Here is a 20,150-nt window from a genome sequence, read left to right on the forward strand (position 1 = left end):
TTACAACCAGATATTCAGCAAACGGGCGCCACGGGCATCGCCATCGGCGAAGTGCTCGCCGTTGCTGTTGATGAAGCTTTGTCCTGCGCTGCCCTGATCCCAGAACTGGCCGCGCAGGAACACGCTGACGCCGGCGCTGGCCAGGCTGCTGGGGGCGCGGCCGGTCAGGGTCAGGCGGCGCCAGGCTTCGCCTTCGCTGACTTCTTCAGGCTTGAGGCTGACCTCGCTTGGGGTCGAGAGGTTCTTGTAGCCGCGCCATGGCCTGTCCCAGGCGCCACGGCCCATGACGAAGGCCGGGACCGCCACCAGTTGCGCGCCCTGGGCGTTGAGCTTGCGGTAGTTGTCCGGGTACCAGCTGTCGCTGCCGATCAGCACACCCAGGCGGCCGGCCGGGGTGTCGACGACCTGGACAGCCTGGTCGGCGCTGGCCTGGATAAAACCGCGCTCGTCGAAGGTCGGGTACAGCTGGCGTTGCGGCTGGCCGATCGGCAGGCCGTCGCTGCCGAAGACCAGGGTTGTGTTGTACAAGGCGCCGCTGCCGATGCGCAGGTTGCTGCCTTCGATCACCGGTTCCGGCAGGACAATGGAGCCCGCCACCAGGGTGATACCAAATTCCTTGGCCAGGCCGCCGAACAGCCGCTGGTACTGCTCGGCCATGCTCCTGGCCTTCATCCGCAGGTGGGCGTCGTTCAGGCGGTTGTCGCCCTTGGCGGTGATCAGGGCGCGCAGGAAGGGCAGGGGGTTGCTCACCGCGAGCCAGTTCATTGCCTCTTTCAGGCTGGCAGCCTGGTACAGCTCGTTTTTCTCGCCGCTGACCATCAGCCAGGTGCCGATGTGCTCCGGCAGTACCACCACGGTCTTTTCATTCAGCAGCCCTTGGTCCCGGGCCTGCTGCAGGTAGGCCGCGAGCTTGCGGTGCAGGCGCTCGGGGCTCTGGTAGTCGGTGGGGAACAGCTCGGGCTGGATGCCCAGCAGGTTGCCGTGGTCGGCGGGGGTGCCCTGGTCCACCGCGAGCTTGATCCGCAGGTCGGACAGGTAATGCCCGATCGGCCGCTCGCGGGTCCACAGGGCGTAGCTGGTGATGGCGGCTATCAGGGCCAGGGTGAAGGTGAAGTAAAGAAGTTTGCGCATGGGAAGACAGTCGGCAGCCGTGTGCGGGATTCGCTGACTAGGGTAGGGCCCATGTCCAGGATTGCCAAGGGCGGGCTGCGCATTTGGATCAATAAGTTGTCAGTTACGGTCATTGAGCGCCTTTGGGGCTGCTCTTAGTCTGTCGAACATGACCGACGGAGGCCGCAGAGCTTCCGCATTTTTTCCGTGATCCTTCGATGTGGAGTTACCGATGGCCGCCGCTCACTACCCGCATTTGCTGGCCCCGCTGGACCTGGGCTTTACCACCCTGCGCAACCGTACCCTGATGGGGTCGATGCACACCGGCCTGGAAGAAAAGCCCGGCGGTTTCGAACGCATGGCGGCCTACTTCGCCGAGCGTGCCCGCGGTGGCGTGGGTCTGATGGTGACCGGCGGTATTGGCCCCAACGACGAAGGCGGCGTGTACTCCGGTGCGGCCAAGCTGACCACCGAAGAAGAGGCGCTCAAGCACCGTATCGTCACCCGCGCTGTGCATGAAGCGGGCGGCAAGATCTGCATGCAGATCCTCCACGCCGGGCGTTATGCCTACAGCCCGAAACAGGTGGCGCCGAGCGCGATCCAGGCGCCGATCAACCCGTTCAAGCCCAAGGAGCTGGACGAAGAGGGCATCGAGAAGCAGATCCGCGACTTCGTCACCTGCTCCACCCTGGCGCAGCAGGCCGAGTACGACGGCGTCGAGATCATGGGTTCCGAAGGCTACTTCATTAACCAGTTCCTCGCCGCGCACACCAACCACCGCACCGACCGCTGGGGCGGCAGCTACGAAAACCGCATGCGCCTGCCGGTGGAAATCGTCCGCCGCGTGCGTGAAGCGGTAGGCCCGAATTTCATCATCATCTTCCGTCTGTCGATGCTCGACCTGGTGGAAGGCGGCAGCACCTGGGAAGAAATCGTGCAACTGGCCAAGGCCATCGAGCAGGCCGGCGCGACCATCATCAACACCGGTATCGGCTGGCACGAAGCGCGGATCCCGACCATCGCCACCAAGGTGCCGCGTGCCGCCTTCAGCAAGGTCACGGCCAAGCTGCGCGGTTCGGTGTCCATCCCGCTGATCACCACCAACCGCATCAACACCCCGGAAGTGGCCGAGCAGATCCTCGCCGAAGGCGACGCCGACATGGTCTCCATGGCGCGGCCGTTCCTTGCCGACCCGGAGTTCGTCAACAAGGCGGCCGCGGGCCGTGGCGACGAAATCAACACCTGCATCGGCTGCAACCAGGCCTGCCTGGACCATACCTTCGGCGGCAAGCTCACCAGTTGCCTGGTCAACCCGCGGGCCTGCTACGAGACCGAACTCAACTACCTGCCGGTGCAGCAGATCAAGAAGATCGCCGTGGTCGGCGCCGGCCCTGCCGGGCTGTCCGCCGCGACCGTGGCGGCCGAGCGCGGTCATCAGGTGACGCTGTTCGATTCGGCCAGCGAAATCGGCGGCCAGTTCAATGTCGCCAAGCGTGTGCCGGGCAAGGAGGAGTTCTTCGAAACCCTGCGCTACTTCAAGCGCAAGCTGCAGACCACCAACGTCGAGCTGTGCCTGAACCGCCGGGTCGATGTCGAGCAACTGCTGGCTGGCGGTTATGATGAAATCATCCTGGCCACCGGTATCGCCCCGCGCACGCCGGCGATCCCGGGCGTCGACCACGCCAAGGTCCTGAGTTACCTGGACGTGCTGCTGCAGCGCAAGCCGGTGGGCCAGAAAGTGGCGGTGATCGGGGCCGGCGGCATCGGCTTCGACGTCTCCGAGTTCCTCGTGCATCAGGGCGTGGCCACCAGCCAGGACCGTGAGGCGTTCTGGAAGGAGTGGGGCATCGACACGCACCTGGAGGCCCGTGGCGGCGTCGCCGGTATCAAGCCCGAGCGTCATGCTCCGGCGCGTCAGGTGTTCCTGCTGCAGCGCAAGACCTCCAAGGTCGGCGACGGCCTGGGCAAGACCACCGGCTGGATTCACCGCACCGGCCTGAAGAACAAGCAGGTGCAGATGCTCAACAGCGTCGAATACCTGAAGATCGACGACGCCGGCCTGCACATCCGCATCGGTGAGAGCGGCGAGCCGCAGGTACTGCCGGTGGACAACATCGTGATCTGCGCCGGCCAGGACCCGCTGCGCGAACTGCACGAAGGCCTGGTGGCCGCCGGGCAGAACGTGCACCTGATCGGTGGCGCCGATGTGGCCGCCGAGCTGGACGCCAAGCGTGCGATCAACCAGGGCTCGCGCCTGGCCGCCGAACTCTGATACGCCGCTGATCATGGCCACCGGGATTCTGCGCAGAGTCCCGGTGGCTTTTTTATGTCTGTTCCGAGGCCATCGCGGGCAAGTCCCCTGAGGCTGGTAAACTTCCCGCCTTCGTCATTCAGAACCCGCCCGCGATGCATTGCCTTCCCGCTGCCGTTCCAACCCGCCCATGAGCCTCGGACCTTTCCACTGGCTGCCGAGCGCGCCCCTGCAAACCCTGGCCCTCGACTGGCTGTCCCGCGCCGGGGTGGAAGTGGCGGTCCTGCGCCTGGACCGGATCGACCCGCTGATCTCCGGCAACAAATGGTTCAAGCTCGCCCCGCATCTGGCGGCGGCTGGCGAAGCCGGCGCCCGGGGCATCATCAGCCTGGGCGGTGCTCATTCCAATCACCTGCACGCGTTGGCGGCCGCCGGCAAACGTTTCGGTTTCGCCACCGTGGGGCTGCTGCGCGGCCATCCGCAGGACACGCCCACCGTGCTCGACCTGCAAGGCTTCGGCATGCAGCTGCACTGGCTGGGTTACGCCGGCTACCGGGCGCGGCATGAGCCAGGGTTCTGGCAGCCCTGGCAGGCCCAGTACCCTGAATTGTTCCCGGTGGCGGAGGGTGGTGGCGGCTTGCTCGGGGCGACCGGCTGCATGCCGCTGGTGAAGCAGGTGCGCAGCCAACTGAATGCCCTGGGCTGGGACGACTATCACGGCTGGTGGCTGGCCGCCGGTACCGGCACCACCCTGGCCGGGCTGGTGTTGGGGGAAGCCGGCGCCCGCCCTGTGTATGGCGCCCTGGCAGTGCCGGACGATCACGGTGTCGCGCAACAGGTGGCGGCGATCGTGCGGGAGGCGGGGCTACAGGCCGCGCGCTATGAACTGCTCGACAGCAGTCGCGGCGGTTTTGCCAAGGTCGATCCGCTGCTGCTGGCGTTTATCGAGGAGAGCGAACGACACAGCGGCATCCCCCTGGAGCCGCTGTACACCGGCAAGGCCTTGCTGGCCCTCAAGCAACAGGTGGAGGCCGGGCGTTTTGCCGCCGGCAGCCGCCTGGTCTTCGTGCATACCGGCGGCTTGCAGGGCCGCCGGGGTTTTGCCGCGCCGGCGCAGCCTTAGCCGCGCTTGGGCAGCATGCGTTGCAGGGTGTTGTCGCGCATAAAGTAGTGGTGATAAAGCCCGGCCACCGCATGCAGCCCGATCAACCAGTAGCCGACGGTGCCCAGCAGCACGTGCCAGCCTTCGACCTGCTTGGCGAACTGTTTGTCCTCAGCCACCAGCAGCGGCAGGTCGATGCCGTAGAACATCACCTGATGGCCTTCGGCGCTGGTGATCAGCCAGCCGAGGATCGGCATGGCGATCATGAACAGGTACAGGGCCCAGTGCATCAGCTTGGCCAGGATCATCTGCCAGCTCGGTGGCGTCGGCAGGATCTTCGGCGCCACCCCCAGGCTACGGGCGAACAGGCGCAGCCAGACCAGCACGAACACGGTCAGGCCGAGCATGAAGTGGGCTTCCTTGATCAGCGTCCGGCCACCGCTGCCCTTGGGAAAAATACCGCGTAATTCGATGCAGGCGTAGACCGCGATCAACAACACCAGCATCAGCCAATGCAATGCAATCGACACCGTGCTGTAACGGTTGTCGGAGTTCTTCCAGGGCATAGATCCTTCCTCGTTCATCAGGTCAGTAGCCTCCGTTCTTGGCGACGGAGTGTTGTAACTGTAATCCTGTTTCCGAGGCTCTGCCCGGGGCAAATGCGCGGTTTGAGCGGGTACCGATAAAAAAACGGCAGCTCCATGTCGGGCTGCCGTTCGGGGGAGGCCAATGGCCGGTCAGCTGCTTTGTGGCATCTCGCCGTTGGCCAGGCGCTGGTTGATGTCGGCGATCACCTGCGGCAGGTCGCCGATGGTGTCGATCATGTAGTGCGGCCGCGAACCCTCGAACAGCCTGTGGATGCGCTGGCGTTCGCTGGCCAGGGTGTCGCTGTTCAGGGCGCGATAGGCTTCGTAAGTCAGGCCCAGCGCATTGCCGGAGCAGATCAGGGCCACGGTCCACATGCCGGCGCGACGGCCTTCGAGAATGCCCGGCACGGTGTCGTCGATCTTCACGCAGGCAGCGACATCGTCGATCCCCAGGGCGATCACGTTGGCCAGGGCCTGGGCCGGCCATGGACGGCCGTTCGGCACTTCATCGGTGGCTACTACATGGTCGGCGACGTAGCCATTGCTCGCGGCCAGTTCCACCACCTTGTCCATGACCTGCTTCGGGTAGCCGGAGCAGGAGCCGATCCGGATGCCTTGCTGGCGCAGGTTGGCGATGGTTTCCAGGGCGCCGGGGATCAGCGCCGAATGTTCGGCGATCTTTTCGATCTGCAGCGGCATGAAGCGCTGGTAGATGGCGGTGACGTCATCGTCGGTCGGGGCCCGGCCGAACACCTGGCGATAACGCTCGGCAACCTCCGGCAGGTCGCACAGGGTGCGGATGTGGTCCCACTTGCCCATGCCCATCGGGCCGCGGGCTTCTTCGATGGAGACCTGCACATCGAACTCGGCGAAGGCCTCGACGAAGATCTGGGTCGGCGCGAAGGAGCCGAAGTCGACCACGGTGCCGGCCCAGTCGAGGATCGCGGCTTGCAGCTGGTTGGGGGTGTTGTAGTTCATGTGTTGAAGACCTGTGTAGGAGCGAGGTTTGCCCGCGATGAACGATGACGAGGTGAACCTGATGGAACGCGGTGCCCGCAATCGCGGGCAAGCCTTGCTCCTACAGGTTGTGTGTCGGGATCAGATATCCAGCACTTCCATTTCCCGCAGCACATCGGCGATGGCCTGGACCGCGGCGCGCATCCCGGCCGGGTCGACATGGCCGATGCAGCCGACGCGGAAGGTTTCGACCTGGGTCAGCTTGCCGGGATAGAGGATGAAGCCCTTGGCCTTGACCCGTTCGTAGAACTCCTTGAATTGGTAGCGCGGATCTTTCGGCGCGTGGAAGGTGACGATGATCGGCGCCTGGATCGCCGCCGGCAGGAAGCTGCGCAGGCCCAGTCGGACCATACCGTCGAGCAGCGCCTGGCAGTTGGCGGCATAACGCTGGTGACGCGCCGGCAGGCCGCCTTCTTCGTGGTATTGCAGCAGGGCTTCGTGCAGCGCCGCGACCACGTGGGTCGGCGGCGTGAAGCGCCATTGCCCGGTCTTGGCCATGTAGCTGTGCTGGTCGTGCAGGTCCATGGCCAGCGAGTGCGAGTTGCCGGCGGCCGCGGCCAGGGCTTGCTTGCGGGCGAAGACGAAACCCATGCCGGGGACGCCTTCCAGGCATTTGCCGGACGCGGCGATCAGCGCGTCGAACGGCACCTGTCGGGCATCGATCGGCAGCGCGCCGAAGGAACTCATGGCGTCGATGATCAGGCGCTTGCCATGACCGGCGACCACCTGGGCGATGTCCGGCAGCGGGTTGAGGATGCCGGTGCTGGTTTCGCAGTGGATCAGCGCCACATGGCTGATGGCAGCATCGGCGCGCAGCAGGCGATCGACGTCGGCGGCGGTGGTTGGCTGGTCCTCGGCGGTTTCAAAGGTGCTGAAGTCGCGGCCCAGCACTTCGCAGATCATCGCCAGGCGCTTGCCGTAGGCGCCGTTGATCAGCACCAGCACCTTGCCGTCGCGCGGCACCAGGGTGCCAATGGCGGCCTCCACGGCGAAGGTGCCGCTGCCTTGCAGGGGCACGCAGTGGTGGCTGGCGGCGCCGTTGACGATGGCCAGCAATTGCTCGCAGAGGCTGGCGGTCAACTGGTTGAAACGGTCATCCCATGAACCCCAGTCCAGCAGCATCGCCTGGCGGGTACGGGCCGAGGTGGTCAGGGGGCCGGGAGTGAGCAGGATGGGCGCGGCGGTACTCAATTCGGGTGTCCTCGCAGAAGCGTTATGGGATGCGCTTGGGATAAAAACTACGGGGCCTAAATTGCAGTTTGGCTGGTTATCAATCAAATTGTTTGTTGTTATGCCAGTCATAAGTGAGGCCGATAGATATGAACCTGTTCCAACTCCGCGCATTCGATGCCGTGGCCCGTGAAGGCAGCTTCACCCGCGCCGCCGCGCGGCTGTTCATCAGCCAGCCGGCGGTCACCGGGCATATCAAGGCGCTGGAGGAGCACTACCAGATCACTCTGCTGCGCCGCACCGCGCGCCGGGTCGAACTGACGGAAGAGGGCACCAAGCTGGCGGCGATCACCCGCGCCATGTTCGGCCTGGCCGAAGAGGCCCAGGCCATGCTCGAAGCCAACCGGCAGCTGCTCACCGGGCGCCTGGAAGTGGCGGCGGACGGCCCACATATGGTGATGCCGATGCTCGCCAGCCTGCGCGAGCGCTATCCGGGGATTACCGTCAACCTGCGCCTGGGCAATGCCCAGGAAACCCTGGCGGCCCTGCTTTCGGAGCATGCCGATGTGGCGGTGCTGACCGAGGTCGAACCGCGCAAGGGCCTGCATCTGCAGAGCCTCGGCGAGTCGCGGATCTGCGCTCTTGTGCCGCAAGGCCATCCATGGCTGGCCGAGCCCGAGGGCGTGCGGCTGGAGCGCCTGGACCAGGTGATCATGGTCCTGCGCGAACCCAGCTCGATCACCCGCCGCACCTTTGACACGGCCTGCGCCCAAGCCGGAATCAACCCCAAGGTGCTGCTGGAGCTCGACAGCCGCGAGGCGGTGACCGAAGCGGTGGCGGCGCAGCTGGGGGTGGGCGTGGTGTCGTCGCTGGAACTCAGCCCTGACCCGCGGGTGCGGGCGCTGCCGATCATCGGCGAGGGGCTGCTGAACCGGCACATGCTCGGCTGCCTGGAGCGACGTCGGGAGTTGCGCCTGATCCAGGCCTTCCTGGGGCTGGCCCCCACAGGCTGACACTGAACCTGTAGCCGCTGCCGCAGGCTGCGATCGGCCCGGAACGGGACGCGCTCTTGAGGCCCCGGGAGGTTTGTCGCAGCCTGCGACCGCAGCTACAGGTCGCGGATCTGACTTTTTGGTCGATTGGTGCCTTCAGGCCGTATAAACTTGCCCATCGCGTCGGCCAAATCCAACTCGACGCCACAGATCAAAGAGAGTGAGTAATGGGCGCACAGTGGAAGGTTAAACACAAAGAAGCAGCAGCCAACGCCAAGGGCAAGATTTTCGGCAAGCTGGTCAAAGAGATCACCATTGCTGCCCGCAACGGCGCTGACGTCGCCACCAACGCACACCTGCGTCTGGTGGTGGAGCAGGCGAAAAAGGCCTCGATGCCCCGCGAGACCCTGGAGCGTGCGATCAAGAAAGGTTCGGGCCAGCTCGGCGAGACCGTGCAGTACCACCGCGTGACCTACGAAGGTTTCGCGCCGCACCAGGTGCCGCTGATCGTCGAATGCGTGACTGACAACATCAACCGCACCGTCGCGGAAATCCGCGTGGCCTTCCGCAAGGGCCAGCTGGGCGCTTCGGGGTCGGTGTCCTGGGACTTCAACCATGTCGGCATGATCGAAGCCGCCCCGGACAGCCCGGACGCCGATCCGGAACTGGCGGCCATCGAAGCCGGGGCCCAGGATTTCGAGCCGGGCGAAGAGGGCGCGACCCTGTTCCTGACCGAGCCTGCGGACCTCGACGCGGTGCAGAAAGCCCTGCCCGAGCAAGGCTTCACCGTGCTGTCGGCCAAGCTGGGCTACCAGCCGAAGAACCCGGTCAGCGGCCTGTCCGACGAGCAGATGGCGGAAGTCGAAGCCTTCCTCGAAGGCCTGGACAACCATGACGACGTGCAGGACATGTTCGTCGGCCTGGCGGGTTAAGCCCCGCCTGGTGAATCGCGCTACCTGAGCGATTCTTGCGCCAGCCGGCGAGTTCCAGCAGGAACGAGCTGGCTGGCGATGCTCTTCAAATCCCCCGCAACATGTCCCCGACTTCGGCAAACCCCGGCCGCGCCAGTACCTGGGGCTGACAGCAGTCGCTGACCAACGCTTGCAGGCGTTCATGCTGCCGCGGGCTCAAGCCCGACTCGATCCTTTCCAGCAACTCCTCCAGCAGAATGCCGAAGGCCCGTACTTCGATGCGTTGCAGCGCCCGGGTTTCCTCGGTGTCGGCCAGCGCATGGAAGGACGCCGCGCCAAAATCCCCCAGCAGGCACTCGCCCTCTGGGTTCCACAGAATGTTATGGCCGTACAGGTCGCCGTGGGTGATGCCCTGGCGGTGCAGGTGCGCGCCGACCGAAGCGATGCCGCGGGCCATGCGCAAGGCCGCGTCGGCGCTGAACCGGGTGGTTTCGTCGTAGATGTCGCGAGTGCAGGAGGCCAGGCTCGGCAAGGCCGCCAGGTTGCGGTAGCTCGGCTCGATCAACTGCATCACCAGGCCGTTCTGCCCTTGGGGATGATCGCTGATCCGGCCTTCGACCCGGATCAGGTTCGGGTGCCGGCCGGCGCTGATGCAGGCGTTCATTTCATGCAGCGGTGAGCCGTCGCTGGTCATGTTGCCCTTGTACAGCTTGACCGCCACTTCGCTTGGCGCCTGTCCGGGGCGCTGCCAGCGGGCCTGGTGAATCACCCCCGAGGCGCCTTCGCCCAGGCGCTGCTGCAACTCCAGCTCAGCCCAGGGAATCTGTGCCACCGACTCCAGCGCCGCCGCATCGGCCTCGGATTCCAGCGGGTTGCCGGCATAGGCCAGCCAGGTCAGGCGCGGCAGGCCCAGCAGGAAGGCTGGCAATTCGCTGAGCCGGTTGGCGGCGATGCGGATCAGCTCCAGCTGGTGGCATTGGCCGAGGCTCTGGGGCAGCCGGGTCAGGCGGTTGCCGGAGAGCATCAGCTTTTGCAGGTGCGGGCGCTGGCCCAGCTCGTCCGGCAGGTCCTCGATGCGGTTGTCGGTGAGAATCAGCCAGCGCAACAGTGGCGGCAGGGCGGCGGCGGGCACCCGCTCGATCCGGTTGGCCTTGAAGCCGATCATGCTCAGCTGCGCACACTGGCCGACGCAGGCCGGCATTACAGTGAAGTGGTTATCGGAGCAGAACAGCACCCGCAGGCGGGTCAGGCGGTGCAGGTCGTCCGGCAGGCTGCTCAGGGCGTTGCCGCTGAGGTTGAGCACTTCCAGCGAGTCCGCCAGGTCGAAGATCTCCCGGGGAAATTCGGTCAGCCCGCAAGACAGGTCCAGACGCTTGAGCCCGGCCAATTGACCGGCTCGCAGTTGGGCAAGGGTATCCATGAACAGATTCGACACTCAGGCAGGAGGAGGGCGCGCGGCCCTGGAAATGGCCGCCATGATAGCGGCGCGGGGCGGCGGGTGGCGACCGCCGGTTCAGCTCGGCGGCGTATCCGCGCTGATTTCCTGCAACTGGCCCAGGCGGCTGCGGGTGCGCGCCAGGTCGATGGCGTTGCCGCCCAGGCTCTCGCGCAGGGAGCGTTCGCCGATCAGGGTCAGGTGTTTGTCCTGGTCGTACAGCACGTCGATCAGGTTGATAAAGCGCTGCTGCACGGCGATCGGGCATTCGCCCAGCTTGGGCAGCTCGTCGATGATCCAATGGTCGAAACGCCGGCTCAGCTCCAGGTAGTCCATGACCGCGGTCGGCTGTTCGCACAGGTCACTGAAGGCAAAACCTACGCTGTGTTGTTTGCACAGCCGTACCTGGAGCTGGCGCGCACCGACCATCAGTGGCGAGGTCGGGCCGTTGCGCCGCGGCAGGCCCAGGCTCAGGCGCTGCTGGTCGCTGCCGGGCCAGAGGTAACGGCCCTGGGTGAACACCTGCTGCGAATGGCTGCGGGGCTGGCTGCGGTAGTCGTGGGGGCCGCCGACCTCCATCACCTGCATGCGGCTGGCGATCAGGTCGATCACCGGCTTGAAGCGCGCATGGTAGAGCGGGTTGGGCAGCAAGCCCTGGGGGGCGTAGTTGGAGGTCACCAACAGCAGGATGCCGCGCTGGAACAGGGCCTTGAACAGCCGCGTGATCAACATCGCGTCGCCGATGTCGTGGACGTGGAACTCGTCGAAGCACAGCACGCGGCAGTGGCTGAGCAATTCGTCGAGAGTGGCCTCCAGGGCGTCGGGCTGCTCGCGGTGACGGAACATGCCCTGATGCAGCTGGGCGAAGAAATCGTGGAAGTGCAGGCGCTGTTTTTCCGCCAGCGGGATGGCGCGGAAGAACCCATCCAGCAGCCAGCTCTTGCCCCGTCCCACCGCGCCATGGAGGTACAGGCTGCGGCTGGCGTGTGGTTTGGCGTCTGGCTGGAGCAGGGCATTGGCCTGCTGGGCCATGTAGTCGATCACCCGCTGCTGGCTGTGGCTCAGGGTATAGCCCTGGTCGTGGGCCTTATGCCGGAAATACTCGTGAATCACCCGACCGTGGCTGGTGCCGGCGGCAGGCCGGGCAAAGGCCTTGCCGAAGAACGCGCGTAGCCTGGGCCAGCGCGATGGGCGTAGCGAGCGGTTTGGCGGTAAAGCGGCCAATGGTGTCACCCCGATTGTTCCAGGCCCGCTCCCCCCCTGGAACCGGCGCGGTAATTTAACCAATCCCCGGCCCGGCATCCAGCGCTGTCTGAAAGCGCTGGCTGGTTCTACGAAAAGCTCTGGTCGGTACAGCTTTTTGCCCGTGTCACTGTGCTCAACAAGGGCGCGCCGGGCGCTCAGTGGGGGTGGTTTAAGGTAGGGCAATTCGCCACCGCTGCTGGCGATTTCCCCGGTGCTGACTAACCTGAGCTGTACCTATCGTTCCTCAAAAGGATTGAGGCGTTGAATGGCAAGCTGGTTTTCGCAGTCATGAGCATGCTGCTCAGCGCGACGGCATGGGCCGTGGATCTCCAGGTGGAGGTTCGGGTCAACGTGCAGCGTGGCTGCCAGCTGGTGGGACAGCAGCGCGATGCCGGCATCGAGCAACTGGGCGTGCTGGATTTCGGCAGCAGCCCGCGTCTCGACAACCCCGCCGGCCCCCTCAGCGCGGCGCTACTCGATGCTCGCCTGCCCAGGCTCGAATGCAACCCGGACACCCCTTATCAGTTGCGCGTCGACGGCGGGCAACACGGGGGCGTCGGCGAAGTGCGCTACCTGGCCGGCACTGCCGAACACAGCAAGCCCATTCCCTATCGCCTGTACCAGGACGCGGCCCGGCGCATTCCGCTGCCGGTGAACGTGCCGGTGAGCGGCCGGGTGCCGGACTCGGGTTCGGTGGAGCTGCCGTTGTACGGACGGATCGAACCGCTGGCCGAGATCCCGCGGGTCAGCCGTTATTCCGATCTGCTGAAAGTGACGGTTACCTGGTAGTGGCCGGGCACCGAGGCTGGTCAAGGGGAGAGAGCCGATGAATCTAGGATGGCGGCGATGACGATCAACAGCTGGGCGCTGGCGGCCCTGGGTTCGTTGCTGCTGTTGGCGGGCAACGCGCAAGCGGCGATCAGCGGGCAGATCCACGCGCGGCTGACCATCATCGCCGGCTGTGAAGTGACCAATGCCGCGACCCGCACGCCCGAGAGTCCGGTCGAGGACTTCGGCCTGCTGGATTTCGGCGAGCATGGCCCGACCTGGAACGCGCCCCTGAGGGCCAACGTCAGCGGTAGCGGCAGCGGGCGCCTGAAGGTGGCCTGCAACCCTTCGGTGACCGGTTTCACCGTGACCATCAACGGTGGCCTGAATGGCGACGGCGGCACCCGACGCCTGAGCAATGGCCGCCAGACCATTGCCTATCGGCTGTTCCTCGATGCCTCCGGCAGCGACAGCTACAGCATCGGTCAGCAACGCAATTTCGCCGTTACCAGTGGAGCCCAGATACCCATCCCGGTGTTTGGCTCGGTGGTCGCGAATACCCGCGCGCTACCGGCAGGGGTCTACACCGACACCCTGACGGTGACGCTGGATTGGTAAACCCCAAGAGGACGAATGTCATGCACATGCTTGTATCCCGGATCGCCCTGTCGCTGCTTGGACTGGCCATGTTTTCCGTGGCCCAGGCCGCGACAGTCACCGGCCAGATCACGTCCAGCCTGATTCTCACCAGCAGTTGCCAGGTCAACGGCGCGGGCGGCAGCAGCGGCCTGAACTTCGGCGCCCTGAACTTCGGCACCACCGACAGCCTGTTCACCCAGGCCACGGCCCAGGTGCTCGGTGGCGGCGGCGGGGCCTTGTCGATCCTCTGCTCCAGCGGCACCAGCCCGGTGGTGAAGGTCCGTGCGGGCGCCCATGACGGCGAGTCCGCCGGTGGCACCCGGGCCCTGGCCGATGGCAGCGGCAACTTCGTGCCTTACGACTTGTACACCGACTCCGGCCACTCGCAGCTCCTGGCCATCGACGATGTCATCAACCTGGCCACCAGCACCGGTGTGGCGCAGACCGTGAATATCTACGGCAAGGCGCTCGGCAAGGCTGGCCTGCCGGCGGGCACCTACACCGATACCGTCGCCGTCGAACTGACCTTCTGACGCCATGGCCCGTCACGCGTGCACGGCGCTGGTGCTGCTCGGTGCCAGCAGCCTGCCGCTGCCCCTGGCGGCGGTGACCAGCCAGAGCTTCCAGGTCAGCGCCACGGTGGTCGCCGGGTGCCTGGTGGTGGGCGGGGTGAGCAATTACGGCAGCCTGAACTTCGGCAGCCAGTCGGCGTTGTCCACCAGCACGCTGCAGGTTGCCCTGGCGAGCAGCGTGCAGCTGCAATGCACGCCGGGGGTGACCCTGAACATGAGTGTCGACGGCGGCCAGTACAACAGCAGCGGACGGCACATGCAGCTCGATGGCGGCAGTGCGCGGGTGGCTTACCAGCTGTTTCGCGACGCGGCGTTCAGCCAGAGCCTGGGCATCGGCCAGAGCGTGGCGGTGGCCTACAGCGATGCGAACAACATCAGCCTGCCGATCTACGGCCAGGTGCAATTACCGGGCAACCAGCCTGGGGGGACGTACAGCGACGTGCTGCAGGTGCAGCTGTCGTGGTGATGGGGCAAGACCATAAGGAGTAGCAGCATGTATTCGACTTCCCGGCGCTTGCAGGCCGTTCGTTGTGCCGTGCTGGCCATGGCACTGCTGGGGGCGGCCCAGGCAAGCGCCGCCAGCTCGGTGTTGATCTGGCCGATCGACCCGGTGTTGGAGGCCGACCAGCAAGCCAGCGCCTTGTGGCTGGAAAACCGCGGCACGGAAACCGCGAACCTGCAGATCCGGGTTTTTGCCTGGAGCCAGAGCGGCTTCGAGGACCAGTACCAGAACCAGCGGGAGGTGATCGGCAGCCCGCCGGTGGCGAAGATCGCGCCCGGGCAGAAGCAACTGGTACGTCTGACCCGGACCCGCGAAGTCCCGCCCGGCCAGGAGCTGGCCTACCGGATCATCATCGATGAGATCCCTTCGGCCCAGCCGCCGGTTGCCGAAGGCGAGGGCAAGACGGCGGCGGCCATCCGGTTCCAGATGCGCTATTCGGTGCCGCTGTTCGCCTACGGTGCCGGGCTCTGGAGCAAGGAAGACAGCACCCGCCAGCGTGACCCGAAAAGCGCCGGCGTGCCTGAGCTGAGCTGGCGCAAGGTAGCGGTGGACGGGCGCAATTACGTGGAGGTGCGCAACCAGGGCGCGGTGCATGCGCGCCTGACCGATGTGGCGTTCAAGCAGGCGGGGCAGACCCGGCCGCTGGTGGAAGGGCTGCTGGGCTACGTGCTGCCGGGGGCGATCATGCGCTGGCCGTTGCCCGCTGCGCCGACCGCGGACGCGGCGTTGCAGGTGCGGGTCAATGGCGCGCCGCAGGTGCAGAGCGTTGCGCCGGCCCGCTGAGGCCGCTTGCCGCCGCGAGCAGGCAGGGTTGCGCGGCTGCCCGCCGATCGGCGACTCAGGCTGAGCGGTAACGGGAACCACGGCTGGCCATGGAAGAAAGGTCTCCATCGATGGACGAAAAGCCACAATGAGCCTCGGCGCAGCTCGTCGTTTCTGGCGCCCGGGGTGGGCGGTGAGCGGGCTGTGTTGCTGGGTGTTCGCCTCCGCCGGCCTGGGTGGCGAACTGCCGCCGCCGCCCAGCAGCATGGAGGCGATCAGCGATGCCCAGCTGTTCCTGGAACTGGTGGTCAATCAGATGAATACCGGGCGAGTGATCGCCGTCGAGCAACGTGCCGGACGCCTGTTCGTGCCGGTCCAGGCCTTGCGTGAAACCGGGATGAAATTGCCCGAGGGGCTCGACGCGCAGGTCGCCCTCGACAGCCTGCAAGGGCTGCACAGCGACTATGACAGCCAGGGCCAGCGCCTGTTGCTGGAAGTGCCGCCGGACTGGCTGCCGGAGCAACTGATCGGCAGCCGCCAGGCCTATCCTCGAACCCCGGCGCTGAGCAGTTTCGGCGCCTTGCTCAATTACGATCTGTACCTCAACGACACCGACGATGCCGGCACCTACCTGGCCGCCTGGAACGAGGTGCGGCTGTTCGACGGCTGGGGCACCCTGTCCAACACCGGCCAGTACCGGCGGACCTTTTCCGGCCTCGGCGAGGGCACGCTGAACAACGGCTACCGGCGCTACGACACGACCTGGCGTTATTCCGACGACGAACGCCTGTTGACCTACGAGGCCGGCGACCTGGTCAGCGGCGCCTTGCCCTGGAGCAACGCGGTGCGCCTGGGCGGCGTGCAACTGTCCCGTGATTTTGCCGTGCGCCCGGACCTGGTGACCTACCCCTTGCCGCAGTTCGCCGGGGAGGCAGCGGTACCGTCCTCGGTGGACCTGTTTATCAACGGCTACAAGTCCAGCAGCGCCGACCTGCAGCCGGGGCCCTACACCCTGACCAATATCCCGTTCATCAACGGTGCCGGCGAAGCGGTGGTGGTGACCACCGATGCCCTGGGGCGACAGGTGTCGACCACCGTGCCGTTCTATGTCACCAGCAGCCTGCTGCAAAAGGGCCTGAGCGATTTCTCGGTGGCCGCCGGGACCCTGCGCCGCGACTACACGCTAAAGGATTTCAGCTATGGCCCAGGCGTCACCTCCGGCAGCCTGCGCTACGGCCTGAGCGACAACCTGACCCTGGAAGGCCACGCCGAGGCCGCGGAATCCCTGACCCTCGGCGGCTTCGGTGGCAACCTGCGCCTGGGCAACTTCGGCGTGCTCAACAGCGCCATCAGCCAGAGCCGCTTCGACGGCCAGGGCGGGCAGCAGGTCAGCCTCGGTTACCAGTACAGCAGCCAGCGCTACAGCCTGTCCTACCAGCGCATGCAGCGCCGCGACGGCTACGCCGACCTGACGGTGGTGGACAGCCCCTACGCCAGCCTCAGCCAGCGCAGCGAGCAGCTGACCCTGAGTCTCAACCTGGAGCGCTACGGCAGCCTCGGCGCCGGCTATTTCGATGTGCGCGCCGCGGACGCTTCGCGCACGCGCCTGCTCAACCTGACCTGGAGCAAACCGCTGTGGCGCAGCAGCAGTTTCTACCTGTCGGCCAACCGCGAGATCGGCGACAGCAACTGGGCGGTCCAGGCCCAACTGGTGATCCCTTTCGACCTCTACGGCAGCCTGAGCCTGAGCAGCGAGCGCAGCAAGGACGGGCAGAACCGGCAGCGGGTCAACTACAGCCGGGCGGTGCCCAGCGAAGGTGGCCTTGGCTTCAATCTCGGTTATGCCCAGGGCGATGCGCCGGACTACCGCCAGGCCGACCTGACCTGGCGTTTGCAGTCGGTGCAATTGCAGGCCGGGGTCTATGGTTCCAGCGAGGCCGAGACCCGCTGGGCCGATGCCAGCGGTTCGCTGGTGTGGATGGACCGCCAGGTGTTCGCTGCCAACCGCATCGATGATGCCTTCGTGGTGGTCAGCACCGACGGCTACCGGGATATTCCGGTGCGCTATGAAAACCAGTTGGTGGGGCGCACCGATAAGAACGGCCATCTGCTGGTGCCCTGGAGCAGCGCCTATTACCGCGGCAAATACGAGATCGACCCGCTGAACCTGCCGGCCAACGTGCAGAGTCCGCTGGTCGAACAGCGGGTCGCGGTGCGTCGCGGCAGCGGCTACCTGGTGGAGTTCCCCTTGACCCGCATCCTCGCCGCCAGCCTGGTCCTGGTGGACGCCCGGCACCAGGAGCTGCCCCTGGGCAGCCTGGTGACCCACGAACAGAGCGGCGCCCAGGCGGTGGTGGGTTGGGATGGGCTGGTGTACCTGGAAAACCTGGCACCGAGCAACAGCCTGCGGGTCAGCCTGGCCGACGGCAGCAGTTGCCAGGTGAGCTTTACCCTGGAACCGGAGCAGGAACAGGTGCCGTTGATCGGGCCTTTGCTGTGCCAGTGAGGATTCATGAACGGAATCGGGAGGCGGTGAACATGGACAGGTTGCGTCGCTATTGGGGCCAGGGGCTGTTGCTGATGGTGCTGTTGTTGCCGTTGCTGGTGGTCAATCAGGCCCAGGCCCTGTGTTCGGTGGTCAGTACCTCGCCAGCGAGTTTCGGCACCCTCAGTTCGATCCTGGTGCGCACCACCTCGCAGTCCGCGTCCAGCACCAACGCCGGCCTGGCCTGTACCGGCTCGTTGGCGTCCCTGATGGCCAGCAACGACCATTTCTACGCCACCATCACTTCCTCGCAGAGCGGGTTGCTGGGCCCCACCGGCGATGTCATCGGCTATACGATCTACGGCGACAACAGCACCAACTACCCCATCACCCGCGGCGTGCAGTTCGACTTTGCGCGCAACTCGATTGTCGATGCCCTGGGGCTGCTGGGCAGCCCGACCGTGGCCAAGGCGATCCCGGTCTATCTGGGCAGCATCACCGGCAGCAACGTGGCCGCCGGCATCTACACCGAGACTCTGAGCATCGCCTGGAGCTGGAACTATTGCGCAGGGATCGGTGCGCTGGGCATATGCCTGGGGCGCGATATCGGTAGCGGCGTCGCCAGCCTGACGGTCAACCTGACGGTGGCCAACGATTGCGTGATCACCGCGCCCAACATCAGCTTCGGCAGCGCGCCGGTGATCAGCGTCTTCGCCACCGTCAGCGGGCAGACCATCAACCTCGCCTGCACCAAGGGCAGCGCCTACACCGTGGGCCTGGACGATGGCCAGCAGGCTGTCAGCGTCGGCGGGCGCCGGCGGATGGTCTCGGGGGGCAACTACCTGGCCTACGACATCTTCAAGAGCGCCGGCACCACCCGCTGGGGCAGCGTGGGCGCGGCGCGGCGGGCCAGTTCCGATGCCGAGGTGAACCCGGGCAACGGCCTGGGCACCGGCAGCCAGGTGTTCAACTACAACGCCAGGATCTACACCGACCAGGCCACGCCACCGGCGGGGACCTATATCGACAACGTGGTGCTGGATGTGGGGTTTTAAGGGGGGAGGGACCCTATTGCGCTAGTCGCAAGTGTTTGTGGCGTGGCGCAGATCCTGCGGCTGCTCACTGCGATAGGTCCGAAGGACCTTTGACGGTCTCAAGGCAGGCCCAGGGGATGCGGGTGCCATGGCTCAAAATTTCTGGGTGTTCTGCAGCCGCTGTGCCACCGCCGAACCGCTCGGGCTGACCATGGCGTAGTTGTAGCCGCTGTCGGACCAGTAGTCGGCCTGCAGTTCGCCATCGCTGCGGCTGCCCCGGGGCAGCAGGTAGTTCTTCGGTCCCGGCGGGCGGATATAGAAGCTGATCCTGTGCCCACCCTGGTCCTCGTACAGCACCATCGCCGCCGGCCCTTGATCGGTGCTCAGCAGGCGCCCGCTGACCGCCTGGAAGCCCGCCTCACGCAGGTCCGGCAGGCGCTCGGCCTGGGTGAAGTAGCGGTCGAGCCAGGCCTGCATGGCGCCGGTGCCCCGGACCTCGAGGTCGGCCGGGAGAACGCCTTGCTGGGCAAACAGGCGGTAGGCCTGTAGGGCGTCGGTCATCGGCAGCGCAGCACTGGCCAGGGTCATTTCCCGGGCCTGCCAGCCACTCAGGCCGCCGACGCCGAGGGCGAGCAACAGCAGCGCGGCACTGGCCAGGTGGCGGCGCGACTGGCGCTTGAGGCGCTGGCGAATCAGCGTCGGGTCGAGGTTGGGGTTGACCGGTTGTCGCAGGGCACCGCCGAGGGCCGCGCGCAGCTGCTGGGCGTCCTGCTGCCAGGCCTGGACCTGGGCGGCGAGCTGCGGGTGGCTGCTCAGGTAGCTTTCCAGCAGGCGCCGGTCGCTCTCGCTGAGCTGATGATCGACGTAGGCGTGCAGGTCGCGTTCGCTGGGGGGCAGGCTGATCATTTGAGTATCCGCAAAGAAGGGCTGCTGATTTCGCCGTCGCTGAGCTGGCGCAGGGCCTGGCGCGCCCGGGACAGGCGGGACATCACGGTGCCGGTGGGCACGTCGAGGATAGTGGCGACTTCCTTGTAGCTCAGGCCTTCCACCGAGACCCAGAGCAGCAGGGCGCGCTGCTCGGCGGGCAGGCGGTCGAAGGCTTCCAGGGTCGATTGCGCGACTACGCTGCGTTCCACCGAGGGCTGGGCGTCGTCGCGCCCGGTGAAGAATTCCAGCATGCGCGCATAACGCCGTGAGCGGCGGTGCGCGTCGAGAAACTGCCGGTAGAGGATGGCGAACAGCCAGGCCCGCAGATCGCCCTCGGGGCGTTTTTCGCTCCAACTCGACAGCGCCCGCTCCAGGCATGCCTGCACCAGGTCGTCGGCGCTGCTGGGCTGGCGGCTCAGGGACAGGGCGAAGCGCCGCAACCGGGGGATGATTTCACGCAGCTGTTCGTCGATATCGTTCATGGGTTCCTGCGGGTCGTTGGCCAGTCGCTACGCTTGCAACAGCACACTTGCGCCAGACGCCCGGCAACGCAGGTTATTCCCGTGCCCGAAAAATAAATAGCGGGCCAGGGAATAACCGCTGCCGGGGTTCGTCTGACCTGTCCTTTCCACCTGTGGCCC

General features: G+C 65.9%; 19 protein-coding genes. 11 read left to right on the forward strand and 8 right to left on the reverse strand.

Features of this window, described 5'->3' with window-relative positions; all coding sequences use genetic code 11:
- Nucleotides 1-1,131 carry a carbon-nitrogen hydrolase family protein gene (locus J4D52_RS24135; RefSeq protein ID WP_025804771.1) on the reverse strand — a complete coding sequence of 377 codons (1,131 nt, stop codon included), beginning with the start codon at nt 1,129-1,131 and terminating at the stop codon, nt 1-3.
- Between the two features lie 211 nt (nt 1,132-1,342).
- Between J4D52_RS24135 and J4D52_RS24140 the strand changes: the two genes are divergently transcribed.
- Both J4D52_RS24140 and J4D52_RS24145 read left to right on the forward strand, forming a co-directional pair.
- A complete protein-coding gene (locus J4D52_RS24140) occupies nt 1,343-3,382 on the forward strand; it encodes an NADPH-dependent 2,4-dienoyl-CoA reductase (RefSeq protein WP_063432075.1) in 2,040 nt (679 codons plus the stop codon).
- Nucleotides 3,383-3,551: 169 nt separating this feature from the next.
- Nucleotides 3,552-4,484: a 1-aminocyclopropane-1-carboxylate deaminase/D-cysteine desulfhydrase gene (locus J4D52_RS24145; protein ID WP_102676990.1), complete on the forward strand. Its 933-nt coding sequence runs from the start codon at nt 3,552-3,554 to the stop codon at nt 4,482-4,484.
- On the opposite strand, the gene J4D52_RS24150 is transcribed toward J4D52_RS24145, so the two are convergent.
- The 3 genes from J4D52_RS24150 to J4D52_RS24160 form a co-directional block, all read right to left on the reverse strand.
- Nucleotides 4,481-5,029 (reverse strand): cytochrome b, encoded by a 549-nt coding sequence (locus J4D52_RS24150; RefSeq protein WP_063432071.1) that lies wholly within the window; start codon nt 5,027-5,029, stop codon nt 4,481-4,483. The two genes, J4D52_RS24145 and J4D52_RS24150, sit on opposite strands and share 4 nt — an antisense overlap.
- Nucleotides 5,030-5,200: 171 nt before the next feature.
- Nucleotides 5,201-6,028: a phosphonoacetaldehyde hydrolase gene (phnX, locus tag J4D52_RS24155; protein WP_102676989.1), complete on the reverse strand. Its 828-nt coding sequence runs from the start codon at nt 6,026-6,028 to the stop codon at nt 5,201-5,203.
- A 120-nt stretch (nt 6,029-6,148) separates the two neighbouring features.
- Nucleotides 6,149-7,258: a 2-aminoethylphosphonate--pyruvate transaminase gene (locus tag J4D52_RS24160; RefSeq protein WP_102676988.1), complete on the reverse strand. Its 1,110-nt coding sequence runs from the start codon at nt 7,256-7,258 to the stop codon at nt 6,149-6,151.
- 128 nt (nt 7,259-7,386) lie between these two features.
- Here J4D52_RS24160 and J4D52_RS24165 point away from each other — a divergent pair, with 128 nt between their 5' ends.
- Nucleotides 7,387-8,250, forward strand: coding sequence for a LysR substrate-binding domain-containing protein (locus tag J4D52_RS24165; RefSeq protein ID WP_102676987.1), 864 nt, complete (start codon nt 7,387-7,389; stop codon nt 8,248-8,250).
- Nucleotides 8,251-8,456: 206 nt separating this feature from the next.
- A complete protein-coding gene (locus J4D52_RS24170; protein ID WP_025804764.1) occupies nt 8,457-9,161 on the forward strand; it encodes a YebC/PmpR family DNA-binding transcriptional regulator in 705 nt (234 codons plus the stop codon).
- Between the two features lie 85 nt (nt 9,162-9,246).
- Here the strand turns inward: J4D52_RS24170 and J4D52_RS24175 are convergent, their stop codons facing one another.
- Both J4D52_RS24175 and zapE read right to left on the reverse strand, forming a co-directional pair.
- Nucleotides 9,247-10,560: a leucine-rich repeat-containing protein kinase family protein gene (locus tag J4D52_RS24175; RefSeq protein WP_102676986.1), complete on the reverse strand. Its 1,314-nt coding sequence runs from the start codon at nt 10,558-10,560 to the stop codon at nt 9,247-9,249.
- 93 nt (nt 10,561-10,653) lie between these two features.
- Nucleotides 10,654-11,799, reverse strand: coding sequence for a cell division protein ZapE (gene zapE / locus J4D52_RS24180; protein ID WP_102676985.1), 1,146 nt, complete (start codon nt 11,797-11,799; stop codon nt 10,654-10,656).
- A gap of 309 nt (nt 11,800-12,108) precedes the next feature.
- Here zapE and J4D52_RS24185 point away from each other — a divergent pair, with 309 nt between their 5' ends.
- From J4D52_RS24185 to J4D52_RS24215, 7 genes are all read left to right on the forward strand, one after another.
- Nucleotides 12,109-12,609, forward strand: a complete 501-nt coding sequence (locus tag J4D52_RS24185; protein WP_169914325.1) for a spore coat U domain-containing protein — start codon at nt 12,109-12,111, stop codon at nt 12,607-12,609.
- A 57-nt stretch (nt 12,610-12,666) separates the two neighbouring features.
- On the forward strand, nt 12,667-13,206 hold the full coding sequence (locus J4D52_RS24190) for a spore coat U domain-containing protein (protein WP_102677006.1): 540 nt from the start codon (nt 12,667-12,669) through the stop codon (nt 13,204-13,206).
- A gap of 20 nt (nt 13,207-13,226) precedes the next feature.
- Nucleotides 13,227-13,760 carry a spore coat U domain-containing protein gene (locus J4D52_RS24195; protein WP_025804759.1) on the forward strand — a complete coding sequence of 178 codons (534 nt, stop codon included), beginning with the start codon at nt 13,227-13,229 and terminating at the stop codon, nt 13,758-13,760.
- Nucleotides 13,761-13,764: 4 nt separating this feature from the next.
- On the forward strand, nt 13,765-14,265 hold the full coding sequence (locus J4D52_RS24200; protein ID WP_025804758.1) for a spore coat U domain-containing protein: 501 nt from the start codon (nt 13,765-13,767) through the stop codon (nt 14,263-14,265).
- A gap of 27 nt (nt 14,266-14,292) precedes the next feature.
- On the forward strand, nt 14,293-15,084 hold the full coding sequence (locus tag J4D52_RS24205; protein ID WP_102676983.1) for a molecular chaperone: 792 nt from the start codon (nt 14,293-14,295) through the stop codon (nt 15,082-15,084).
- Between the two features lie 127 nt (nt 15,085-15,211).
- Nucleotides 15,212-17,569, forward strand: a complete 2,358-nt coding sequence (locus tag J4D52_RS24210) for a fimbria/pilus outer membrane usher protein (protein WP_102676982.1) — start codon at nt 15,212-15,214, stop codon at nt 17,567-17,569.
- Between the two features lie 32 nt (nt 17,570-17,601).
- Nucleotides 17,602-18,603 (forward strand): spore coat U domain-containing protein, encoded by a 1,002-nt coding sequence (locus J4D52_RS24215; protein ID WP_102676981.1) that lies wholly within the window; start codon nt 17,602-17,604, stop codon nt 18,601-18,603.
- Between the two features lie 132 nt (nt 18,604-18,735).
- On the opposite strand, the gene J4D52_RS24220 is transcribed toward J4D52_RS24215, so the two are convergent.
- Together J4D52_RS24220 and J4D52_RS24225 are read right to left on the reverse strand one after the other, a co-directional pair.
- Nucleotides 18,736-19,488, reverse strand: a complete 753-nt coding sequence (locus J4D52_RS24220; protein ID WP_102676980.1) for an anti-sigma factor — start codon at nt 19,486-19,488, stop codon at nt 18,736-18,738.
- Entirely contained in the window at nt 19,485-19,991 is a 507-nt protein-coding gene (locus tag J4D52_RS24225; RefSeq protein WP_025804753.1) for an RNA polymerase sigma factor, read from the reverse strand. The genes J4D52_RS24220 and J4D52_RS24225 overlap by 4 nt, the downstream gene beginning before the upstream one ends.
- Between the last annotated feature and the right edge of the window lie 159 nt (nt 19,992-20,150).

Source organism: Pseudomonas sp. GW460-12-10-14-TSB1, from assembly GCF_017349775.1.
GTDB lineage: Bacteria > Pseudomonadota > Gammaproteobacteria > Pseudomonadales > Pseudomonadaceae > Aquipseudomonas > Aquipseudomonas piscium.